The 18,660-nt window shown below is 71.9% G+C and carries 17 protein-coding genes; 7 read left to right on the plus strand and 10 right to left on the minus strand.

All coding sequences use genetic code 11. The features are described from left to right. Window positions 1-87: 87 nt before the first annotated feature. Window positions 88-1,071, minus strand: coding sequence for an NAD(P)-dependent oxidoreductase (locus ABT158_RS26825; protein WP_352357849.1), 984 nt, complete (start codon window positions 1,069-1,071; stop codon window positions 88-90). After that, window positions 1,068-2,606, minus strand: a complete 1,539-nt coding sequence (locus ABT158_RS26830; protein ID WP_352357851.1) for a serine/threonine-protein kinase — start codon at window positions 2,604-2,606, stop codon at window positions 1,068-1,070. Before ABT158_RS26830 ends, ABT158_RS26825 begins: the two co-directional genes overlap by 4 nt. Before the next feature lie 222 nt (window positions 2,607-2,828). Between ABT158_RS26830 and ABT158_RS26835 the strand changes: the two genes are divergently transcribed. Further along, window positions 2,829-3,950 carry a CaiB/BaiF CoA transferase family protein gene (locus ABT158_RS26835; protein WP_352357853.1) on the plus strand — a complete coding sequence of 374 codons (1,122 nt, stop codon included), beginning with the start codon at window positions 2,829-2,831 and terminating at the stop codon, window positions 3,948-3,950. Between the two features lie 7 nt (window positions 3,951-3,957). Here the strand turns inward: ABT158_RS26835 and ABT158_RS26840 are convergent, their stop codons facing one another. Then, window positions 3,958-5,184 (minus strand): FAD-dependent monooxygenase, encoded by a 1,227-nt coding sequence (locus tag ABT158_RS26840; RefSeq protein ID WP_352357855.1) that lies wholly within the window; start codon window positions 5,182-5,184, stop codon window positions 3,958-3,960. Between the two features lie 82 nt (window positions 5,185-5,266). On the opposite strand from ABT158_RS26840, the gene ABT158_RS26845 reads away from it, so the two are divergent. Next, a complete protein-coding gene (locus ABT158_RS26845; RefSeq protein WP_352357857.1) occupies window positions 5,267-5,785 on the plus strand; it encodes a TetR/AcrR family transcriptional regulator in 519 nt (172 codons plus the stop codon). 10 nt (window positions 5,786-5,795) lie between these two features. On the opposite strand, the gene ABT158_RS26850 is transcribed toward ABT158_RS26845, so the two are convergent. Further along, window positions 5,796-6,248 (minus strand): GyrI-like domain-containing protein, encoded by a 453-nt coding sequence (locus ABT158_RS26850; protein ID WP_352357859.1) that lies wholly within the window; start codon window positions 6,246-6,248, stop codon window positions 5,796-5,798. 96 nt (window positions 6,249-6,344) lie between these two features. On the opposite strand from ABT158_RS26850, the gene ABT158_RS26855 reads away from it, so the two are divergent. The 4 genes from ABT158_RS26855 (at window position 6,345) to ABT158_RS26870 (ending at window position 11,492) form a co-directional block, all read left to right on the plus strand. Beyond that, window positions 6,345-7,784 (plus strand): GuaB1 family IMP dehydrogenase-related protein, encoded by a 1,440-nt coding sequence (locus ABT158_RS26855; protein WP_352357861.1) that lies wholly within the window; start codon window positions 6,345-6,347, stop codon window positions 7,782-7,784. A 139-nt stretch (window positions 7,785-7,923) separates the two neighbouring features. Next, complete coding sequence (locus tag ABT158_RS26860) at window positions 7,924-8,298, plus strand: FKBP-type peptidyl-prolyl cis-trans isomerase (RefSeq protein WP_352357863.1); 375 nt, start codon at window positions 7,924-7,926, stop codon at window positions 8,296-8,298. A gap of 108 nt (window positions 8,299-8,406) precedes the next feature. Then, complete coding sequence (locus ABT158_RS26865; protein WP_352357865.1) at window positions 8,407-9,930, plus strand: ATP-dependent DNA ligase; 1,524 nt, start codon at window positions 8,407-8,409, stop codon at window positions 9,928-9,930. 764 nt (window positions 9,931-10,694) lie between these two features. After that, entirely contained in the window at window positions 10,695-11,492 is a 798-nt protein-coding gene (locus tag ABT158_RS26870; protein ID WP_352357867.1) for a septal ring lytic transglycosylase RlpA family protein, read from the plus strand. A gap of 607 nt (window positions 11,493-12,099) precedes the next feature. Here ABT158_RS26870 and ABT158_RS26875 read toward each other — a convergent pair. Further along, on the minus strand, window positions 12,100-12,696 hold the full coding sequence (locus tag ABT158_RS26875) for a DUF1707 and DUF4870 domain-containing protein (protein ID WP_352357869.1): 597 nt from the start codon (window positions 12,694-12,696) through the stop codon (window positions 12,100-12,102). A 130-nt stretch (window positions 12,697-12,826) separates the two neighbouring features. Between ABT158_RS26875 and ABT158_RS26880 the strand changes: the two genes are divergently transcribed. Next, window positions 12,827-13,171: a hypothetical protein gene (locus ABT158_RS26880; protein ID WP_352327808.1), complete on the plus strand. Its 345-nt coding sequence runs from the start codon at window positions 12,827-12,829 to the stop codon at window positions 13,169-13,171. Between the two features lie 44 nt (window positions 13,172-13,215). Here the strand turns inward: ABT158_RS26880 and ABT158_RS26885 are convergent, their stop codons facing one another. The 5 genes from ABT158_RS26885 to ftsH form a co-directional block, all read right to left on the minus strand. Beyond that, window positions 13,216-14,319 carry a DUF4192 domain-containing protein gene (locus tag ABT158_RS26885; protein ID WP_352357871.1) on the minus strand — a complete coding sequence of 368 codons (1,104 nt, stop codon included), beginning with the start codon at window positions 14,317-14,319 and terminating at the stop codon, window positions 13,216-13,218. A gap of 311 nt (window positions 14,320-14,630) precedes the next feature. Beyond that, entirely contained in the window at window positions 14,631-15,410 is a 780-nt protein-coding gene (locus tag ABT158_RS26890) for an EI24 domain-containing protein (RefSeq protein WP_352357873.1), read from the minus strand. Window positions 15,411-15,420: 10 nt separating this feature from the next. Continuing rightward, window positions 15,421-16,002, minus strand: coding sequence for a Maf family protein (locus tag ABT158_RS26895; protein WP_352327805.1), 582 nt, complete (start codon window positions 16,000-16,002; stop codon window positions 15,421-15,423). A 28-nt stretch (window positions 16,003-16,030) separates the two neighbouring features. Further along, complete coding sequence (locus ABT158_RS26900) at window positions 16,031-16,621, minus strand: DUF937 domain-containing protein (protein ID WP_352357875.1); 591 nt, start codon at window positions 16,619-16,621, stop codon at window positions 16,031-16,033. A gap of 101 nt (window positions 16,622-16,722) precedes the next feature. Continuing rightward, window positions 16,723-18,642 carry an ATP-dependent zinc metalloprotease FtsH gene (ftsH, locus tag ABT158_RS26905; protein WP_352357877.1) on the minus strand — a complete coding sequence of 640 codons (1,920 nt, stop codon included), beginning with the start codon at window positions 18,640-18,642 and terminating at the stop codon, window positions 16,723-16,725. Window positions 18,643-18,660 lie beyond the last annotated feature (18 nt).

Here is an 18,660-nt window from a genome sequence, read left to right on the forward strand (position 1 = left end):
CCGTAAGACCGTATCTCCCGCAGCCCGGCTCGAACAGACCGGGGTCGTTAAAGACACGAAAACTGTTCATCGTGCCAGGTGAAACGCCTATGTGGCAGGCAAATGCGGAAATCTACGCCGAACCAGAGGTGAGACCCCATTGAGCACAGCACGCACCTCTCGTCCCTCCAGTGCCGCCGTCAGGTTGTCCAGCACGGCCGTGAGCAGGCGCGTCGTCGCTTCGGGCGTCACCCCGGCGGCGTGCGGCGACAGCAGCACGTCGGGCAGGTCGCGCAGCGGGTCGCCGGCGGGCAGCGGCTCGGTGTCGAACACGTCGAGCGCGGCCCCGCCGAGATGCCCGTCGCGCAGCGCGGCGACCAGCGCCGCCTGGTCGACGACGCCGCCCCTGGCCGCGTTGACCAGCAGCGCGCCCTGCTTCATGCGGCGCGGGTCGATCAGGCCGCGGGTCTCCTCCGACAGCGCGATCACCACGACCAGCACGTCGCTGCCGGCCACCAGCGTCTCCAGGTCGGCGCGGCCGGGCGCCTGCCGCGGGGACCTGGTCCAGTAGGAGACCTCGCAGCCCAGGGCGCCGAACAGGCGCACGCAGTTCTCGCCGATCGGGCCGTAGCCGACGACGCCGACCCGGCGGCCGCTCAGCTCGCGCGGGCGCAGGCCCTGCTGCGGCCACTCCCCCGCGCGTACGGCGGCGTCGGCGGCCCCCAGCCGGCGCGACAGCGACAGCGTGGCGGCCAGGCACCACTCCGACACCGCGACGGCGCTGACGCCCGGCGTGTTGGCCAGCGGCACCCCGGCCTCGGCCAGGGCGGCCAGGTCGTGGCCGTCGACGCCCACCGAGGGCTGCTGCACGAAGGCCAGCGCGGGCGCGTGCTTGACCGCCTCGGCGTCGAGCACGAGCGTGGAGGTCCAGTCGCCGAGCACGATCTCGGCCTCGGGCAGCGCGGCCAGCAGCCCGGCCCGGTCGCGGGTGGCGGGCACGCGGACCGTCACCCGGTCGCCGAGCGGGGCGAGCAGGCCGCGCGTCGCCTCCTCGGGCAGCGGCGGCAGGGCGAGCAGGTTCCAGGGGCTCATGCCTTCACCGTAAAGCTGTCGATCACCTGTCGCATCAGTGTCCTGTTGCGCAGCCACTGGTCCTGGGTGACCGTCCAGGACAGGATGTAGGCCGTCTCGCCGGACACCACCGCGCGGCGCACCTCGTGGTAGGTCATGCCCGGCCTGATCCAGTGGGTGCCCGCGGCGCTGGCGCCGGTCCAGGAGAACTCCCACTCGACCGCCTTGACGCCCCGGTGGTTGACCACGCGGCGGCCGCGGCTGATCACCTCCTGGCCGTCCTGCCGCAGCGTCTCCTCCGAGTCGCGCAGGATCTGGTTGGCGTCGAGGCTGGAGTACAGGGCCTCGACGCCGAGGTGGGCGTTGCCGTCGCGGCGCGTCCATTCGGTGACGGACTCGCGCAGCGCGCCCCGCCAGCCGATCGGGCGCAGGATCGACCAGCCCTCCCGCGAGGTCCACGCGCGCACGGCCGGGCGCACCCGCCGCACGGTCGGCGTGGGGGTCGCCGACGGCGTCCGGCTCGTCGTGGGCTGCTGCGCGGGCGACGGGCTCAGCGGGCTGGCCGCGGCGGCCGGCTGGGCGGTGCGCGGGGCGCCCTCGGCGGGCGTGGCGAGCTTGAAGTAGGCGACCGCGCCACCCGCGACGACCACGACGGCGGCGGCGGCCACGGCCAGCACGGCCCGCCCGCGCCCGCTGCCCGGCTTCTTCTCCGGCAGGTCGGTGTAGGCGGGCTTGGCCGCCACCTCGATGGCCGCGAGCAGCCGGTCGGCCTCCTCGGCGTCCACCCGGTCGGCGGGCTCCTTGCGGAGCAGGCCCTTCAGGATCGGGTGCATGATCGGCGGGATGCGCCGGTAGTCGGGCTCCTCGTTGAGCAGCGCGTTGATCGTCGCCATGGCCTCGCCGCGGTCGAACGGCGAGCGGCCGACCATCGCGGCGAACAGCGTCGCGCCGAGCGACCACAGGTCGGAGGGCGGTCCGGCCTCGTCCGCGCGCACCCGTTCCGGGGCCAGGAAGCTGGGCGAGCCGGTCACCATGCCCGTCCTGGTCAGCGAGGCGTCGCCCTCGACCGTGGCGATGCCGAAGTCCATCAGCACCGCGCGGCCGTCGTCGGCGAGCAGGATGTTGGCGGGCTTGACGTCCCTGTGCAGGATCCCCGCCTCGTGGGCGGCCCTGAGCGCCGACAGCACCTGGCGGCCCACGTCGGCCGCCTGCCGTACGGGCAGCGCCCCCGAGGTGGCCACGACCTCTTCGAGCGAGGGGTGCGCGACCAGCTCCATGACGATCCAGGGCCGGCCGCCCTCCTCGACCACGTCGTAGACCGCGACCACGGAGGGGTGGTTGAGCTTGGCCGCCGTACGGGCCTCGCGGGCGGTGCGCATGAGGTGGCGCTCCTGCTCGCCCGGCGACAGCCCCTCGGGCAGCAGCACCTCCTTGATGGCCACCTGCCGGTTGAGCAGCGTGTCGTAGCCCTCCCAGACGACGCCCATACCCCCGCGGCCCAGTTCGCGCAGTAACTGGTAGCGCCTGGCGACAAGCCGGTTGCTCTCCGAAACCATGTCCTACCCCTGTAGCGGCGCGAGCGCCTGCTGCAGACAGCCGCTGGACGCCGGCGATCTGTAGACCACCCGAACAGTGGGCAAGTTTCCCATACCTCCCACGAGTTCGCGGGAAGGACGCAAAAAGGCCGCTTGCCACGACTTGCCGAATGTTGTTCTACTGAGGCAGGTTCGGAGCCGTGAAGCCAAGCGTTTGCCGGTGCGACTGTCGAGGAGATGTCCATGTCGAAGGGTAGTGGCGGCCCGCTGGCCGGAGTGCGCGTCCTGGAGCTCGCCGGGCTGGCCCCGGGGCCGTTCGCCGGGATGATGCTGGCCGACCACGGCGCCGAGGTGCTGCGGGTCGACCGGGTGCAGGCCGTCTCCGACCGGCCCCGTACGGACGTCATGGACCGCGGCAAGCGGACGATCGGCCTGGACCTGAAGTCGCCCGAGGGCGTGACCGCCTTCAAGGAGCTGGCCCGCAACGCCGACGTGGTGATCGAGGTCTTCCGTCCCGGCGTCGCAGAACGGCTCGGCATCGGCCCCGCCGACCTGCACGCGGTGAACGAGCGGCTGGTCTACGGCCGGATGACCGGCTGGGGCCAGGACGGCCCGCTCGCGCCCACCGCGGGCCACGACATCGACTACATCGCGATCTCCGGCGTGCTGTCGATGCTCGGCCGCGAGGGCGGCAAGCCCACCCCGCCGATCAACATCCTCGGCGACTTCGCCGGCGGCGGCCTCATGCTCGCCTACGGCGTGCTGCTGGCCCTGTTCGAACGCGAGCGCACCGGCAAGGGCCGGGTGATCGACGCCGCCATGGTGGACGGCGCCGCCCTGCTGTTCTCGATGTTCTACCAGGCCGCGCAGAGCGGCTTCTGGGGCCCGCGCGGCACCAACCTGCTCGACACCGGCGCCCCCCAGTACGACACCTACGAGACCGCCGACGGCGGCTTCCTGGCCGTCGGCTCGCTCGAACCGCAGTTCTGGGACGCCATGGTGAACCTGATGGGCCTGACCGGCCTGCCCGACCGCAACGACAGGACGCAGTGGCCCGCGCTCAAGGCCCGGCTGGCCGAGGAGTTCGCCAAGCGCACCCGTGCCGAGTGGGAGGCCCTGTTCGAGGGCTCGGACGCCTGCGTCTCGCCCGTCCTGTCGATGGCCGAGGCCGCGCGGCACCCGCACAACGTCGCCCGGGGCACGTTCGCCGAGGTCGGCGGCGTGACCCATCCGGTGCCCGCGCCGCGCCTCCTCGGCGTGCCGGACCCGGACCTGTCGCCGGCCACCCGCCTGACGGACCTGTCCGCGTGGGGGCTGCCGGCGGCTGAGGCGGAGAAGCTGCGGGAGCAGGGCGTGCTGGCCTGAGCCTTCGTCAGGGGCGGGACGTCACCGGTCGCGCGTGCGCGGCGTAGTCCTTGAGGCGGATCGAGTCGTGCAGGCGCACCCCCTTGCTGCTGATCTTGGTCGCGGCCCTGGTGAGGCCGACCGGCAGGTGGTTGACCAGCCGGATGCCCTGGGTGAGCGCCCACACGTCGAAGCGGCTCCCCGGGACGATCCCCCTGGCCGCGCGGCGGGCGAAGGCGCGGCTGCGGCGCACGTACTCGCCGATCCCGGCCTCGTAGGCGGGGTAGGCCGCGCGGTGGTCGCCGCCGTGCGCGGCCAGCTCGCCCGCCAGCACGTACGCCCCCACGACCGCCAGGCTCGTGCTGCCGCCCACGGCCGGTCCCGGGCAGTAACCGGCGTCGCCGGCCAGCGTCACCCGGCCGCGTGACCAGGAGTCGAGCCTGAGCTGGGTGATGGAGTCGAAGTAGAAGACGGACGCGCGGTCCACCTCGTCCAGGATCCTGGGGACCTGCCAGCCGAGGCCGCCGAACCGTTCGCGCAGCAGTTCCTTCTGCCGGGCCACGTCCCGGTGGTGGTAGTCGAGCGGCTCCGGCGTCCTGAACAGGAAACCGGCCCGCGCGTCGTCCATGTGCGCGGCGCTGTAGACGGCGGCCATGTAGCCCTCGCCCGCCATGGCCTCCATCCGGCCGTCGAGCCCCAGGAAGTTCGGGACGGAGGCGACGGCGAGGTACGCGCCGATCCAGGTGGCGAAGCGCTCCTCGGGGCCGAAGGTCAGGCGGCGCACGTTGGAGTGCAGGCCGTCGGCGCCGATCACCAGGTCGAAGCGGTCCTGCCGGCCGCTGTCGAAGCGCACCTCGCCGTCCTCGGAGATCGAGGCGATGGAGTCGCCGAAGACGTAGGCGGCGTCGTGCCGGGTGGCCTCGAAGAAGACCTCGCTCAGGTCGTCGCGCATGATCTCGACGTGCCGGTCGGAGACGGCGCTGAGGATGCGCCGCAGCTCCAGCTCCACGGGCCGCGCCCGGCCCTCGCGGTGGACCCTGAACCGGTCGGTGCCGGTCTTCTTGGCCGTGACCGGCTCCAGGAGGCCCATCTTCTCGACGATGTCCATGGCGGGACGGAACAGATCCACCGCGTGGCCGCCCGACTTCCTGAGCGCCGGGGCGCGTTCGACGACCGTGACCTCGAAGCCGTACCTGGTCAGCCAGTACGCCAGCACCGGCCCGGTGACGCTGGCGCCCGAGACGAGGACCTTCATGGCCCCCTCCTTACTTAACGGTTGGTAAGTCCACGCTAGCACGCGTCCTTACTTAACGGTAGGTAAGGGATAAACTTCAGGCATGCCCAGTGACACCAAGTCCCGAATCCAGGCGGTGGCCCGCGAGCTGTTCGCCGAGCAGGGCGTGCAGAACACCAGCCTGCGCCAGATCTCCGACCGGCTGGGCATCACCAAGCCCGCGCTCTACTACCACTTCGCCTCACGCGACGACCTGGTGCGCAGCATCGTGCAGCCGCTGGTGGAGGACTTCGAGCGCTTCACCGCCAGGCAGGAGCCCGGCGACCCGCGCGCGCTGCTCGACGACTACTTCGAGCTCATGTGGCGCCACCGCGACGTGACCGGGATGATGGTGCGCGACCTCTCGATCCTGGCCTACCTCGACCTGGGCCAGCGCATGTTCGAATGGCGGCGCGAGCTGATCGCCCTGCTGCTCGGCCCCGACCTCACGCAGGCCCAGCAGATCCGCGCCACAGTGGCGCTCGGCGGCATGGCCGACTGCACGGTCGAGTACGCCGGCCTCCCCCTGGAGGAGGTCAAGCCGACGGCCGTCGCGGCGGCGGCCGGGGCGCTCGGCCTGTGACTCCCGGGGCCTAGACGGCCACGTAGAGGTCGGCGCCCTCGAAGTGGTGGACCTCCAGGTCCGTGGTGAAGGCGCGGGAGGGCTGGCCGCCCGACTCGGTGTGCTGCCACACCTGCTGCCACGCCTCGATCAGCGCCTGCGGCAGCTGCCCGCGGACCTCCAGCCTGATCGACTTGGCGGCCGGCACGCGCACCGCCACCATGCCCTCGGGCAGGCGCGGCACCGTGCGCACGCCGATGCCGACGATCTGCGTGTAGGCGCCGGTGTGGTCGCTCTCGTAGTCGGTCAGCACCGCGTAGAGGTTCTCGTCGATGCGGCCCGGCACGTGCGCGAAGGCCCCCGGCGCGCCCGCCCGCTGCCACAGCGTGGGCAGCGCGGCCCGCGCCGGATCCGCCTCGTCGGCGTTCGTCGTGCGTACGGCGAAGCCCACGACGGTCAGCTCGGCCCGTTCGACGATGTCCACGACTTACCTCCCCCAAATGTGTCCCCGGCCGATCATAAGCCCCGGAGAACGGGGGAAACCCCTTGGTGGACCTGTCACCCCATAAGATGGATGAACGTGAAGTTTCTCAACGACCAAGAGCCTCGTTACGATTTGACTTACAGCGACGTGTTCATGGTGCCGTCGCGCTCCTCGGTCGGATCGCGGCTCGCGGTCGACCTCTCCACGAACGACGGCACGGGCACCACGATCCCCATAGTCGTCGCCAACATGACCGCGGTCGCCGGCCGCCGCATGGCCGAGACCGTGGCCCGCCGCGGCGGGATCACCGTGATCCCCCAGGACATCCCCCTCGACGTCGTCGCCGACGTGGTCGACTGGGTCAAGAAGCGCGACCTGGTCCACGACACGCCGCTCACCCTCACCCCGCACGACACCGTGGGCGAGGCGCTGCAACTGCTGCCCAAGCGCGCCCACAACGCGGTCATCGTCGTCGACTGGGACAACCGGCCCGTCGGCGTGGTGACCGAGGCCGACTGCCAGGGCGTGGACATGTACACGCAGCTGTCGGAGGTCATGTCGAGCGAGCTGCTCACGCTGCCCGCCGGGCTCGACCCGCGCGCCGCCTTCGACCGCCTGCACGAGGGCCGCCACCGCCTCGCGCCCATCGTGGACGACGAGGGCCGGCTGGTCGGCATCCTCACCCGCACGGGCGCGCTGCGGGCCACCCTCTACCAGCCCGCGCTCGACGCCCAGGGCCGCCTGCGCATCGCCGCGGCCGTCGGCGTGAACGGCGACGTCGCCGCCAAGGCCAAGGAGCTGCTGGAGGCCGGGGCCGACTGCCTGGTCGTGGACACCGCCCACGGCCACCAGGAGAAGATGATCGCCGCCCTGCGCGCCGTCCGGGCGCTCGACCCCGGCGTGCCGGTCGCGGCGGGCAACGTGGTGACCGCCGAGGGCGTGCGCGACCTGGTCGAGGCCGGGGCCGACATCCTCAAGGTCGGCGTGGGGCCGGGCGCCATGTGCACCACGCGGATGATGACCGGCGTCGGACGGCCGCAGTTCTCGGCGGTGCTCGAATGCTCGGCCGAGGCCCGCCGGCTCGGCAGGCACGTCTGGGCGGACGGCGGCGTCCGGCACCCCCGCGACGTCGCCCTGGCGCTGGCGGCCGGGGCGTCCAACGTGATGATCGGCTCGTGGTTCGCCGGCACGTACGAGTCGCCCGGCGACGCCCGCACCGACGCCGACGGGCGCAAGTACAAGGAGAACTTCGGCATGGCCTCCTCCCGGGCCGTACGGCTCAGGACGGCCGAGGACTCCGCCTACGACCGGGCCAGGAAGGCGCTGTTCGAGGAGGGCATCTCGACCTCGCGCATGTACCTCGACCCCAAGCGGCCCAGCGTGGAGGACCAGATCGACGGGATCGTCGCGGGCCTGCGGTCGTCGTGCACGTACGCGGGCGCGGCGAACCTGGAGGAGTTCCACGAGCGGGCCGTCGTCGGCGTCCAGAGCTCCTCCGGCTACGCGGAGGGCATGCCGCTGCACCAGAGCTGGTGACCCACCGGCGCCGGTGACGTGCCCCTTTCTCCCGGCTTCTGGCGGCCCGGCGCCGGGAGAAGGGGCGGCCATGAACGACGGCCGTACCCCGACGGCATAGAGTCGTCGGGTTATTGTCATCGTCAACAGGAGCACATTCGTGGCACTCGAGAAGCCCGAGATCGACTTCCCCGAGGGCAACCCGCCCGCCGACCTGGAGATCGTCGACCTCGTCGAAGGCACTGGCCCCGAGGCCAAGCCGGGCCACAACGTCAGCGTCCACTACGTGGGTGTCTCGTTCTCGTCCGGGGAGGAGTTCGACGCGTCGTGGAACCGCGGCCAGGCGTTCGAGTTCCCGCTCGGGGGCGGCCGCGTCATCGCGGGCTGGGACCGCGGCGTCGCCGGGATGAAGGTCGGCGGCCGTCGCAAGCTCGTCATCCCGCCGCACCTCGGTTACGGCGACCGCGGCGCGCCGCCGCGCATCAAGGGCGGCGAGACGCTGATCTTCGTGGTCGACCTGCTCGGCGTCAGCTAGACCGGACCGGGCGGGCCGCCGACGGCGGCCCGCCCGGCTACCCCTGCTTTGGAAAACCCGGGACATATCGGGTGGGGAAATGTCGGCGTGGTGAGGCACGATAGCGGTGTGCTTCTGATCGACGTGGTCCGGACCTCCGACGCGGTGACGCGCACCTCCGCACGGCTGGGCAAGGTCGGGCATCTGGCCGAGCTGCTCGCCCGGGTCGGCCCGGACGAGGCGGAGATCGCCATCGCCTACCTGTCGGGCGACCTGCCGCAGCGCCAGGTCGGCGTGGGCTGGCGCTCGCTGGAGGACGTCCCGCAGCCCAAACTCGCCGCCACTGCCACCCTCACGACCGTCGACGCGCTGCTGACCCGCATCAAGGCCGTCTCCGGCCCCGGCTCGCAGGCGGCGCGCAGAGCGCTGGTCGCCGAGCTGTTCGCCGGGCTGACCAGCCAGGAGCAGCAGTTCATGCGCAGGCTGCTCAACGGCGAGCTGCGCCAGGGCGCCCTCGACGGCGTGATGATCGAAGCGCTGGCCAAGGCGTCCGGCGCGCCGTCGGCCGACGTGCGGCGGGCGCTCACCCTGCGCGGCTGGCTGCCCGCCGTGGGCGCGGCGGCGCTGACGGGCGGCGTGGCGGCGCTGCACGCGTTCAAGCTGGAGGTGGGGCGGCCGGTCTCCCCCATGCTCGCCGGCAGCGCGCCCAACGTGGCCGCCGCGCTGGAGAAGGCCGGTTCGCCCGCGTCCCTGGAGTGGAAGCTCGACGGCGTACGCGTGCAGGCCCACCGCTCGGGCACGCAGGTGCGGGTCTTCACCCGCACCCTCGACGACATCACCGCGCAGGTGCCCGAGCTGGTCGAGGCGGTGCTCGGGCTCGACTCCGCCGACCTGGTGCTCGACGGCGAGGTCCTCGCGCTGCGGCCGGACGGGCGTCCCCACCCGTTCCAGGTGACCGCGAGCCGCGTCTCCAGCAAGACCGACGTCGCCAGGCTGCGCGAGCAGACCCCGCTCAGCGTGTTCTTCTTCGACGCGCTGCGCGCCGACGGCGCCGACCTGCTCGACCTGCCGTACTCGCAGCGCCAGGAGGCCCTGGCCCGCGCCGTCCCGCCCGGCCTGCTGACGCCGCGGCTGATCACCGCCGACGTGGCCGAGGCGGAGAAGTTCTTCACCGACGTGGTCAAGGCGGGGCACGAGGGCCTGGTGGTGAAGTCCCTGTCCTCGCCGTACGCGGCCGGCCGGCGCGGCGCGGGCTGGATCAAGGTCAAGCCCCGGCACACGCTCGACCTGGTCGTCCTGGCGGCCGAGTGGGGCCATGGCCGGCGCGAGGGCAAGCTGTCCAACCTGCACCTGGGCGCGCGCGACCCCGAGGGCGGGTTCGTCATGCTCGGCAAGACGTTCAAGGGGCTCACCGACGAGCTGCTGGCCTGGCAGACCGAACGCTTCCTCGAACTCGCCGACGGCCCCACCGACGAGTGGGCGGTCAAGCTGCGGCCCGAGCTGGTCGTGGAGGTCGCCTTCGACGGCGTGCAGCGTTCGCCGCGCTACCCCGGGGGGATGGCGCTGCGCTTCGCCCGGGTGCTGCGCTACCGCCCGGACAAACGCCCCGAAGACGCCGACACCGTCGCCACCGTCCGCTCCCTCATGCTCTGACCACGCCTGCCGGACTGCACGGCCGCCCTGCATATCCGCACCCAACGACCGCTGGCCCGCCTTGCCAGCAGATCCCACGCGCACGCACTCCGCGGACAAATCGCACGCTTGGAGAGCAGGCGGAGCAACGCGTGACGCTGGTGAGCAGGGGGTGCCCCGCCTTGCCATCGCATCCCCCCGCGCACGCCGCCAGACGGGCTGCCTGTCCGGGGAGCAGGCAAAGCAGCTCCCAAAGGCCAGCACGCTGGGACAGCCCGCCTTGGCCCGCATTCCCCTGCCCCTTCCCAGGGGGACTGCACGCCCGAGAACCAGCCACAGCGGCGAGTGAAGAGCGTCGTGGAGGGGTCGGCCGTCTTGTCGCCGGGTTCTGCCGAGGCGGATTCCCTCGCTCACGACCTGAGGGGCGGTTGGGCCGTTCGCGGCCTTGGCTCAGGTCGGCCCGGTTGCGGTCATAGATCAGGTTGGTCCGTTTGTGCGCCGAGGTTGTCGGGTTGGCCTGGAGCGTGGTGTTAGACGAGTTCTGTCGTTCTTCGGAAACCCCAAGATCCTCGGCGTACGCTCGGCGTTCTGGGCCTCTTGCGCCCTTAAGTGAGATATGTCACTGTATGTCGCATTAAGTTGTCTTTACCTGCTGTTTGTCGCATATGTTCGTCCTCGCCCGCCGGATCCCCATCCCTTGCGGGCGGACAGGCCGTCACACGCCTCCCACCCCCCTTGACCTGGCCTTTCTCTTTCCTGTCCCCTAGCTAGGACCGTGGTTTACCTTGGGCCAGCACTCCCACAAATCGTCCCCCAACGACCGCAAGCTCTCCCCGGGCAAGCGCCGCTGGACCGCCATCGCCGCGGGGGCCGCCGTAGTGGCCGCCGCCTCGACCACCGCCTGGGCCGCCGTCGGCAACGACGCCCCCGGCACCACCTCCGCCAAGGACGCCGCCACGGCGACCACCTCCACCGGCAGCCCCAACCCGCCGGTCGCGGCCAACGTCTCCCAGGCCAGGACCACCACCCCGGCTCTCACGGCTTCGAGCCCCAGCGCCTCGCCCTCCACCGCTTCTGGGCCGAGCGCGAAGAACGTCCCGAACTCCCCGCACGGCGCCAACCCCGCGCCGAAGGCCCCCGCCGCCGCCCGGCCCGACGCCACCGAGCCGTCGGCCTCCGACACGGCCTCGTCCGACACGGCGGCATCCGACGCGGCAACGTCCGACACGGCGAAGAAGACGACCAAAACCGTGAAGCCGGTCAAGCTCCGGGCCACGAAGCCGAAGGTCCGCGTCCTGTCCTCCGGGACGTGTGGCGCCTCGTACTACGGCGAGCCCCAGATGACGGCCAGCGGCGAACGCTTCAACCCCTCCGCCATGACCGCCGCCCACAAGACCCTTCCGCTGGGCAGCCGCGTCCGCGTCACCAACCCGCGCAACGGCTCGTCGGTCACCGTACGCATCAACGACCGCGGCCCGTACGTGGGCGGCCGGTGCCTCGACCTCTCCAGGGCCGCGTTCGACGCGATCGGCAGCCTGGGCGCGGGCGTGATGACCGTCCGCTACGAAGTCCTGGCCCGCTGACCGCGTCCGGTCTCTCCTCGGCCCTGCCCCCGCTCATTCGTCCCCTGGGGGCGGGCCGGGCCTCTACGGCACCATCGCCACGCGAACCTCCGGGCACTCGGCACCCCAGATGTCCCCCGACATCCTTCGGTCCCGCTCCCCGGTCGCGGCGCTGATGCCTCCTGGTCCTCGACCCCAGATTCCCTGCCCCTCCGCATCCCCGGACACCTCGATCCGGCCATGATCCCGTGACCCCTCAGGCCCCCCGACCCGGAATCCCCCGCACCCCGGGGACGCCCCCGATGTCCCCGGACGTCCCCGACGTCCCTTGGTCCGGATATCGCGTGCCCCGGCCCCCGGTCCCCGCCATTACCGGGGACGTCCCCCGACGTCCCTTGGGCCCGATCTGAGTTCCCTGGGCCCCGGCATCGCTTGGTCCTGATCCGGATTCTCGGACGTCGCGGTCAATCTTCCGGATATCCCCCCGACATCCGCTATCCGCGAGGCCCCCGCATCTGCGATCCGCGCGTCCGTTCATCAGCCGCCGTCGCGCGGCGGCCTTTCTCCACCCCGGGCGCACGCCGCCGTTTCGTTGAGAGCAGGCTCCCCCGCGTGCTGCCGGGAGGTGTCACTTGACCAGGCGGACCGTCAGCGGGTAGCGGAAGCTGCTCTCGGACAGGGCCGAGATGCCACCGACGATGCCCATGACGACGGCGCCGACCCAGATCAGCGGCAGCAGCACGATGCCGATGACGGTGACCGACAGAATGCAGCTCACCCCCACCACGGTGAGCTGGAAGTTCAGGGCCTCCAGCGCCTGCCGTCGCAGGTACGGCGAGGTCTTGGCCGACGTGAGCAGCAGGATCAACGGGCCCACCACCGGGATCCCGATGGCCACCAGCAGGTGGCCGAAGGCGGCCTGGAGGCGTTCGTTGCTCTCCGGAGCCCGTTCCGGACGGACCGGCCGGGGCATCGGCGGCGCGAGTCTCGGCACCGCCATCGTCCCGTACAGCTCGTTCATGATGGGCATCAGGTCGCCGTGCGTACGCGCGGTCATCGCACGTTCCAGCCGGTCGTCGAACTCCAGCTTGTCGAAGCGGCCCTCCGCGTAGGCAGCCTTGACGTGCTCGACGACGTGCTCTCGGTCCTGGTGGGTGACGCGCAGATGAGCTGGCGGCACCTGTCCCGGCCCGGGGGTCTTGGGTACCCCAGCCATGATGGTCATGCCTCTCCTTGGAATCGGCAGTCAACTTTCATACTGCGGCCTCGGAGCCGGACGTGCCATCGGGAGAAACCCCGAGCTGTCCCCGAGATCATCCCCGACACCGGCGCTCCGGACGGTATAAAAAGGATCCATGAGATGGCGAGACCGCTACGGTATCCGTCGGCTGCGCGGGCAGAAGATCGCGCGGTTCGACCGCGAGGCGACCGATGCCGACATCGAAGCGCTCATCGCCTTCGCACGTTCGCGGCGTGGCGTCGAGTTCTACGTCGAGCCTGAGACGTTCGCCACCGACACGACCGCTGTGGCGGTGGCCGACGACGGCGAGTGGACCAGGCGCAGGGTCGGGTCGCCCGCGGTGATCCACAAGGTGGCCCGAGATCTGGCGTTACCGGTGTACGACGTGCAGCTGACGGGCTATCCCCCTCGGATGCGGGCGTACAACGAGCGCCGGCGCCGCGAAGAAGGCAGCCTGTAGTTCCGGCGGGAAGGGTGCTGGTGGAAGCCACCGGCACCCTTTCTTCATGCGCTCCCACCCAGTCCCTCGTGCCGGTCGGGCACCGGCGGGGACGGGACGTCGTCGAGCAGGCCGAGCATGGGGATCAGCCAGCCGCCGTTGGCCGGGCCCATGGCGGTGTCGAGCTCGGCGGGGCTGGGCAGGCGGTCCCGGACGACGGCGGGTGAGAGCAGGCTCTGCAGGGCGTGCATCAGGAGGTTGGCCATCGAGTAGTGGGGGTCGGTGGTGAGAGCGCGTTCGAGGGCGATGGTGGCCAGGATGTTGTCGCCCGAGCGCCAGGCCGCCATGGCCAGCAGGGAGGCGGCCGGCGGGACGAAGCGGGGCTCCAGGCGGCGGGTGAGGTCCTTCCACAGGGGCAGGTGGGCCTCGCGCATCATGGTCCAGGCTTCGTCGCGGACTCTGATCACGGTCAGGGCCAGGCCCAGCCGGGCGGCTGCGATGTCGTCGAGGCGGACGCCGCCGGGGTGGGCGGTCAGGGTCGCGCGGACTTCGGCGAGGGCCTCGGCGACGTAGCCGCGGGCGAAGGTGTCCAGGTCTGGGGCGGCCACCAGGCGGGCGCGGACCTCGGCGACGGCGGTGGCGGTGGCCTGGCGCATCGCCATGCGGACCGGGCCGGCGGCGGGGGCGATCGTGCGTTCGAGACTGCGGCGGTCGGGGAGGGCGACCAGGCCGCGCACGGTGGCCTCGGCGGCGATCTGGCTGGTGGTCGGGTCGTACGGGGTGCCTTCGGGCGGGCAGCACCGGGGCAGGTCGCAGACGTAGGACCAGTAGCGGCCCTCGTGGGCGCGGAGGGCCTCGCCCACGCGGATCTCCGATGCGGCGGCGAGCCGCCTGGCCTCGTCGACGGCGGGTGTGACCGTGTCGCCTCCGCCGTAGCCGACGATGACCAGCTCGGTGACGCCTTCACGGGACAGCAGGCCGGTGAGGGGGTCGAGGGTGCCCCGGGGGAACGGGAGGTCCCACCTCGCGGCCACCATGGCCTGGCCCCGGTGGAGGCCGACCACGACCAGGCTGTCGTGGGGGTGGAAGCCGACCAGATAGGGGACGGCGGCCAGGATGTCGGCTGGGCTGGTGAGCGTGAGGCAGGGGGCCGGGGCGTTGGTCGTCATGAGCGTCAAGGGTGCCGGGCAGGCACGCCGCGAAAGCGCCCGAGCGCGGTTCTGTGGACGACGAGCGCCCCGACGGCCCACCCTGTGGACGACGCGCGCGAATGAAACAAACCGGCAGGTCAGGGGGCGGAGCCGCAGGGTGGGGAGTCAGGCCGGTGGGGGCCACGCGGGTGGGGGTCACGCCGCTGAGATCACGCGGGTGGGGAGTTACGCCGGTGAGGGGTTACGCAGGTGGGGAGTCAGGCCGGTGGGGATCACGCGGGTGGGGATCACGCGGGTGGGGCGAGGCGGGGCAGGGCGTGCGGATGGGCTTATGCCGGTGGGGTCAGGTGGGTGGGGTTGGGGGTGGGGTCGGGGGGTGGGGTGGCGGTTGTGCGGGCGCGTACGAGCAAGGCGGCGCCGGCCACCGCGGCCGGCATGGCCACCACCGCCACGAACGGCACCAGGAACAGCAGGAACCCCACCACCCCGAACCCCAGCGTGGTCGCCATGTTCCGGCGCAGCAGCGCGAACCGTTCCTTCCTGGCCACCCCCCGGCGTTCGAGGGCCAGCGTGGTGAGCTCGACCGTCAGGAAGAACCCGGAGACGAAGGCGCCGACCAGGGGCACCACCGTCTGGCCGATCACCGGCACGAACCCCAGGAAGAACAGCGGCACGGTGAACAGCAGCACGTAGAACAGGGTGACCAGGCTGTCCCTGATCGAGCGGGGCAGCGTACGCCACCACGGCTGCTCCACCGCGCCGGGCAGCGGGTCGGCCTCGGCCGAGAGCCGTTCGTAGAACGGCTCGCCGATCGCCAGCGTCAGCGCCGTGAACGTCAGCACCGCCAGCGCCAGCCCGCCGAGGAAGAGCGCGATGCCGACGAGCGTGCGGAACAGGTCGGCCCAGCTCCACGAGTCGGCGAACGGGGTGAAGAACTCGGCCAGGTCGCGCGCGTGGGTGCCGAGCAGGATCAGCGCCGCCACGTAGACGGCGAACGCGATCACCGCCGGGATCAGCCCGAACAGCCACCACCGGCCGTGCCGCGACACCCAGCCGAGACCCTGGAAGAAGAAGCCGACGCCGGCGGCGAAGTCGCGCAGAGATCGCATGCCCGGCAGGCTAGCGCCAGAACGACGTGACCGCGTAACCCAGCTCGTCGAACAGCTCGCGCAGCAGCGGCAGGGACACCCCGAGCACGTTGCCGTGGTCGCCCTCGATGCCCTCGACGAACCAGCCGCCGCGGCCCTCGATGCTGAACCCGCCGGCCAGGCCGAGCGGCTCGCCGGTGGCGACGTAGGCGGCGATCTCCTCCTCCGACGGCTGGCCGAAGCGCACCACGGTGGTGGCCACCTGCGCCGCCTGCCGGCCGGCCGGCACGTCGATCACGCAGTGGCCGGTGACCAGGCGGCCGGTGCGCCCGCGCATGATGCGCCAGCGCTCGACGGCCTCCTCGGGGGTGCCGGGCTTGCCGTAGGGGCGGCCGTCGAGCTCGAGGATCGAGTCGCAGCCGATGACCAGCCCCTCCTCCAGCCCGCTCGCGACGGCCTGCGCCTTGGCCTTGGCCAGGACGAGGCTGAGCGCCGCCGGCGAGTGCGCGGAGAAGGCGTCCTCGTCCACCCCGGAGACGATCACCTTGGGGTCGAGGCCGGCGTTGCGCAGAACGGTGAGGCGGGTGGGCGAGGCAGAGGCCAGAACGATCACCGTCCCAGCTTACCGAAGGCCCGCGCGGTCACCAGTCGTGGTTGGGGGCGCCCCTCGCGGGCTGCCGGTCGGCCGGGTCGTACGGGCCGCCCTGGGCCGGGACGGTGCCGCCGAAGATGCCGCTCAGCAGGCCGTCGAGCAGCTGGCCGAGGCCGCCGGGCAGCGAGGCGTGCTCCGCGCGCAGGTCGGCGGCCAGGGCGGAGGCGTCCATGTTGGCCTTGGCGGCGCGGCCGGCCAGGAGGGACATGACCATGGGGGCGACGAGCGGGAGCAGCCGCATGATGGTGCCGGAGCTGACGCCGGCCAGTTGCGAGAGCCCGGCCGCGGCCCGTTCGGTGCCCTGGCCGCCGAGGACGTGGCCGAGGATGCTGTGGCCGTCGCGGGTCAGCGAGGCCACGTCGCCGTTGAAGGGGTCGGCGTCGACGTGGTCGTCGAGGGCACTGCGCAGGGCCTCGGCGCCGTCGGGGTGCTCGGCGTTGCGGGCCATGCCGCCGATGACGGTGCCGGCCACGGCCTCGACGACCTTGCGCGCCGTGGCCGTGTCGGTGCCGAGCATGCCGGCGATCTGGTCTACGCCTGAGTCGCCGAGCTGGGCGAGAAGCTCGTCATTCAGTGTCAAGGCAGTCCCCCGATCCGAGTCGCGGGAGACGTTCCCCGGCCGTGATCGAGGCAAGGCCGGGGTTCCCCTAAGTCTCGGGAAAGGCGGGTCTCCCGCGGGGCTCAGTCGAGGGCGGGCTGCTTGCTGCCGCTGGCCAGGCCGGCGGCGGCGTACGCGCTCGCCTCGTCGAGCGTCTCGTGTTCGAGCAGGGCCGCCACGATGCCGTCGAGCCGTTCGCGGTTCTCGGTGAGCACCTGGACGGCGCGCTCGTAGCACTCGTCCACGATGCGCCGCGCCTCCTCGTCGACGGTGGCCAGCGTGGCCGGCGACGCCTGCGGCGAGGAGCCGTCGTTGGGCAGGATGGTCAGCGGGCCGATCTTCTCCGACATGCCCCAGCGGCCCACCATGCCGCGCGCGATCATGGTGACCTGTTCGAGGTCGTTCTCGGCGCCGGTGGTGATGATGCCGTAGACGACCTGCTCGGCCGCCATGCCGCCGAGCGCGCCGGTGATGCGCCCGCGCAGGTACGGCTCGTCGTAGGCGTAGCGGTCGGTGTCGGGGGTGGACAGCGTGACGCCGAGCGCCCGGCCGCGGGGGATGATCGAGATCTTCCTGACCGGGTCGGCGCCGGGCTGGAGCATGCCGAGCAGGGCGTGCCCGGCCTCGTGGAAGGCGGTGCGGGTGCGCTCCTCCTCCGGCATCACGATGCTGCGGGCCGCGCCGAGCTGGAGCTTCTCCAGCGCGTCCGCGAAGTCGGACATGTCGACCTTCTCCTTGCCGCGCTTGGCGGCGAGGAGTGCGGCCTCGTTGACCAGGTTGGCCAGGTCGGCGCCGGTCATGCCGGGGGTGGTCTTGGCGATGCGGTCGAGGCTGACCTCGCCGTCGAGCGGCACGCCGCGCGAGTGGACCTCCAGGATGGCCGTGCGTCCGGCCGCGTCGGGCAGGCCCACCTGCACCGTGCGGTCGAAGCGCCCGGGACGCAGCAGCGCCGGGTCGAGGATCTCGGGCCGGTTGGTGGCCCCGATGACGATCACGCCCTCGGCGCCGGAGAAGCCGTCCATCTCGGTGAGGATCTGGTTCAGCGTCTGCTCGCGCTCGTCGTGGCCGCCGATGCCGCCCGCGCCGCCGCGGGCCCGTCCGATGGCGTCGATCTCGTCGATGAACACGATCGAGGGCGCGACCTTGCGCGCCTCCTCGAACAGGTCGCGGACGCGCGAGGCGCCCACGCCGACGATCATCTCGATGAACTCGGAGGCGCTGGCCGAGAAGTACGGCACCTTGGCCTCGCCCGCCACGGCCCTGGCCAGCAGCGTCTTGCCGGTGCCGGGAGGGCCGGCCAGCAGCACGCCCTTGGGCAGCTTGGCGCCCAGCCTGCGGTACTTGCCGGGGTCCTTCAGGTAGTCGACGACCTCGACGAGCTCGTTCTCCACCTCGTCGATGCCGGCGACGTCGTCGAACGTGACACGCACCTTGTGGGCCTCGACCGGCTTGGCGGCCTTGGACTTGCCCAGCCCGCTCAGGCCGCCGCCCATCATACTGGCGCCGCGGCGCATGACCCAGATCCACAGGCCGGCCAGCAGCAGCACGGGCAGCAGCGACAGCAGCAGGTTGGAGAAGAAGCCGCGGGTCAGCGGCTTGGACGTGGTCTCCACCTGGGCCGACTTGAGCTGCTGGTCGAGCTGGTCGGTGTTGGCGAAGGCGGGGATCTCGGTCTGGAACTTGGTGTAGGACTCGTTGCTCTCGGGGTTCTTGGCCGCGCTCCTCAGGTCGCCCTCGACCGACAGCCCCTGGGCGTAGATGTCCTTGACGTTCTTCGCCTCGACCTGCTTGGTGAACTCCGTGTAGGAGATCGTCTCGACCGAGTTGTTGTCGACCAGGGAGGAGACGACGAAGAAGCCCGCGTACACCACGAGCAAGGTGACGACGAAGCGCCACCAGTTGATCTTCGGCCGCCCGCCTGGCGAACCGGGCAGGCCTTCCGAGCGCCAGGGCGGCTTGACCTTGCCCTTGTTCGGTGCCTGCGGCGGTCCAGAGCGTTCCACGGCGTCACTCCCCCACAT

It is taken from the genome of Nonomuraea sp. NPDC001636 (assembly GCF_040298265.1).
In the GTDB taxonomy this organism is placed as follows: Bacteria; Actinomycetota; Actinomycetes; order Streptosporangiales; family Streptosporangiaceae; genus Nonomuraea.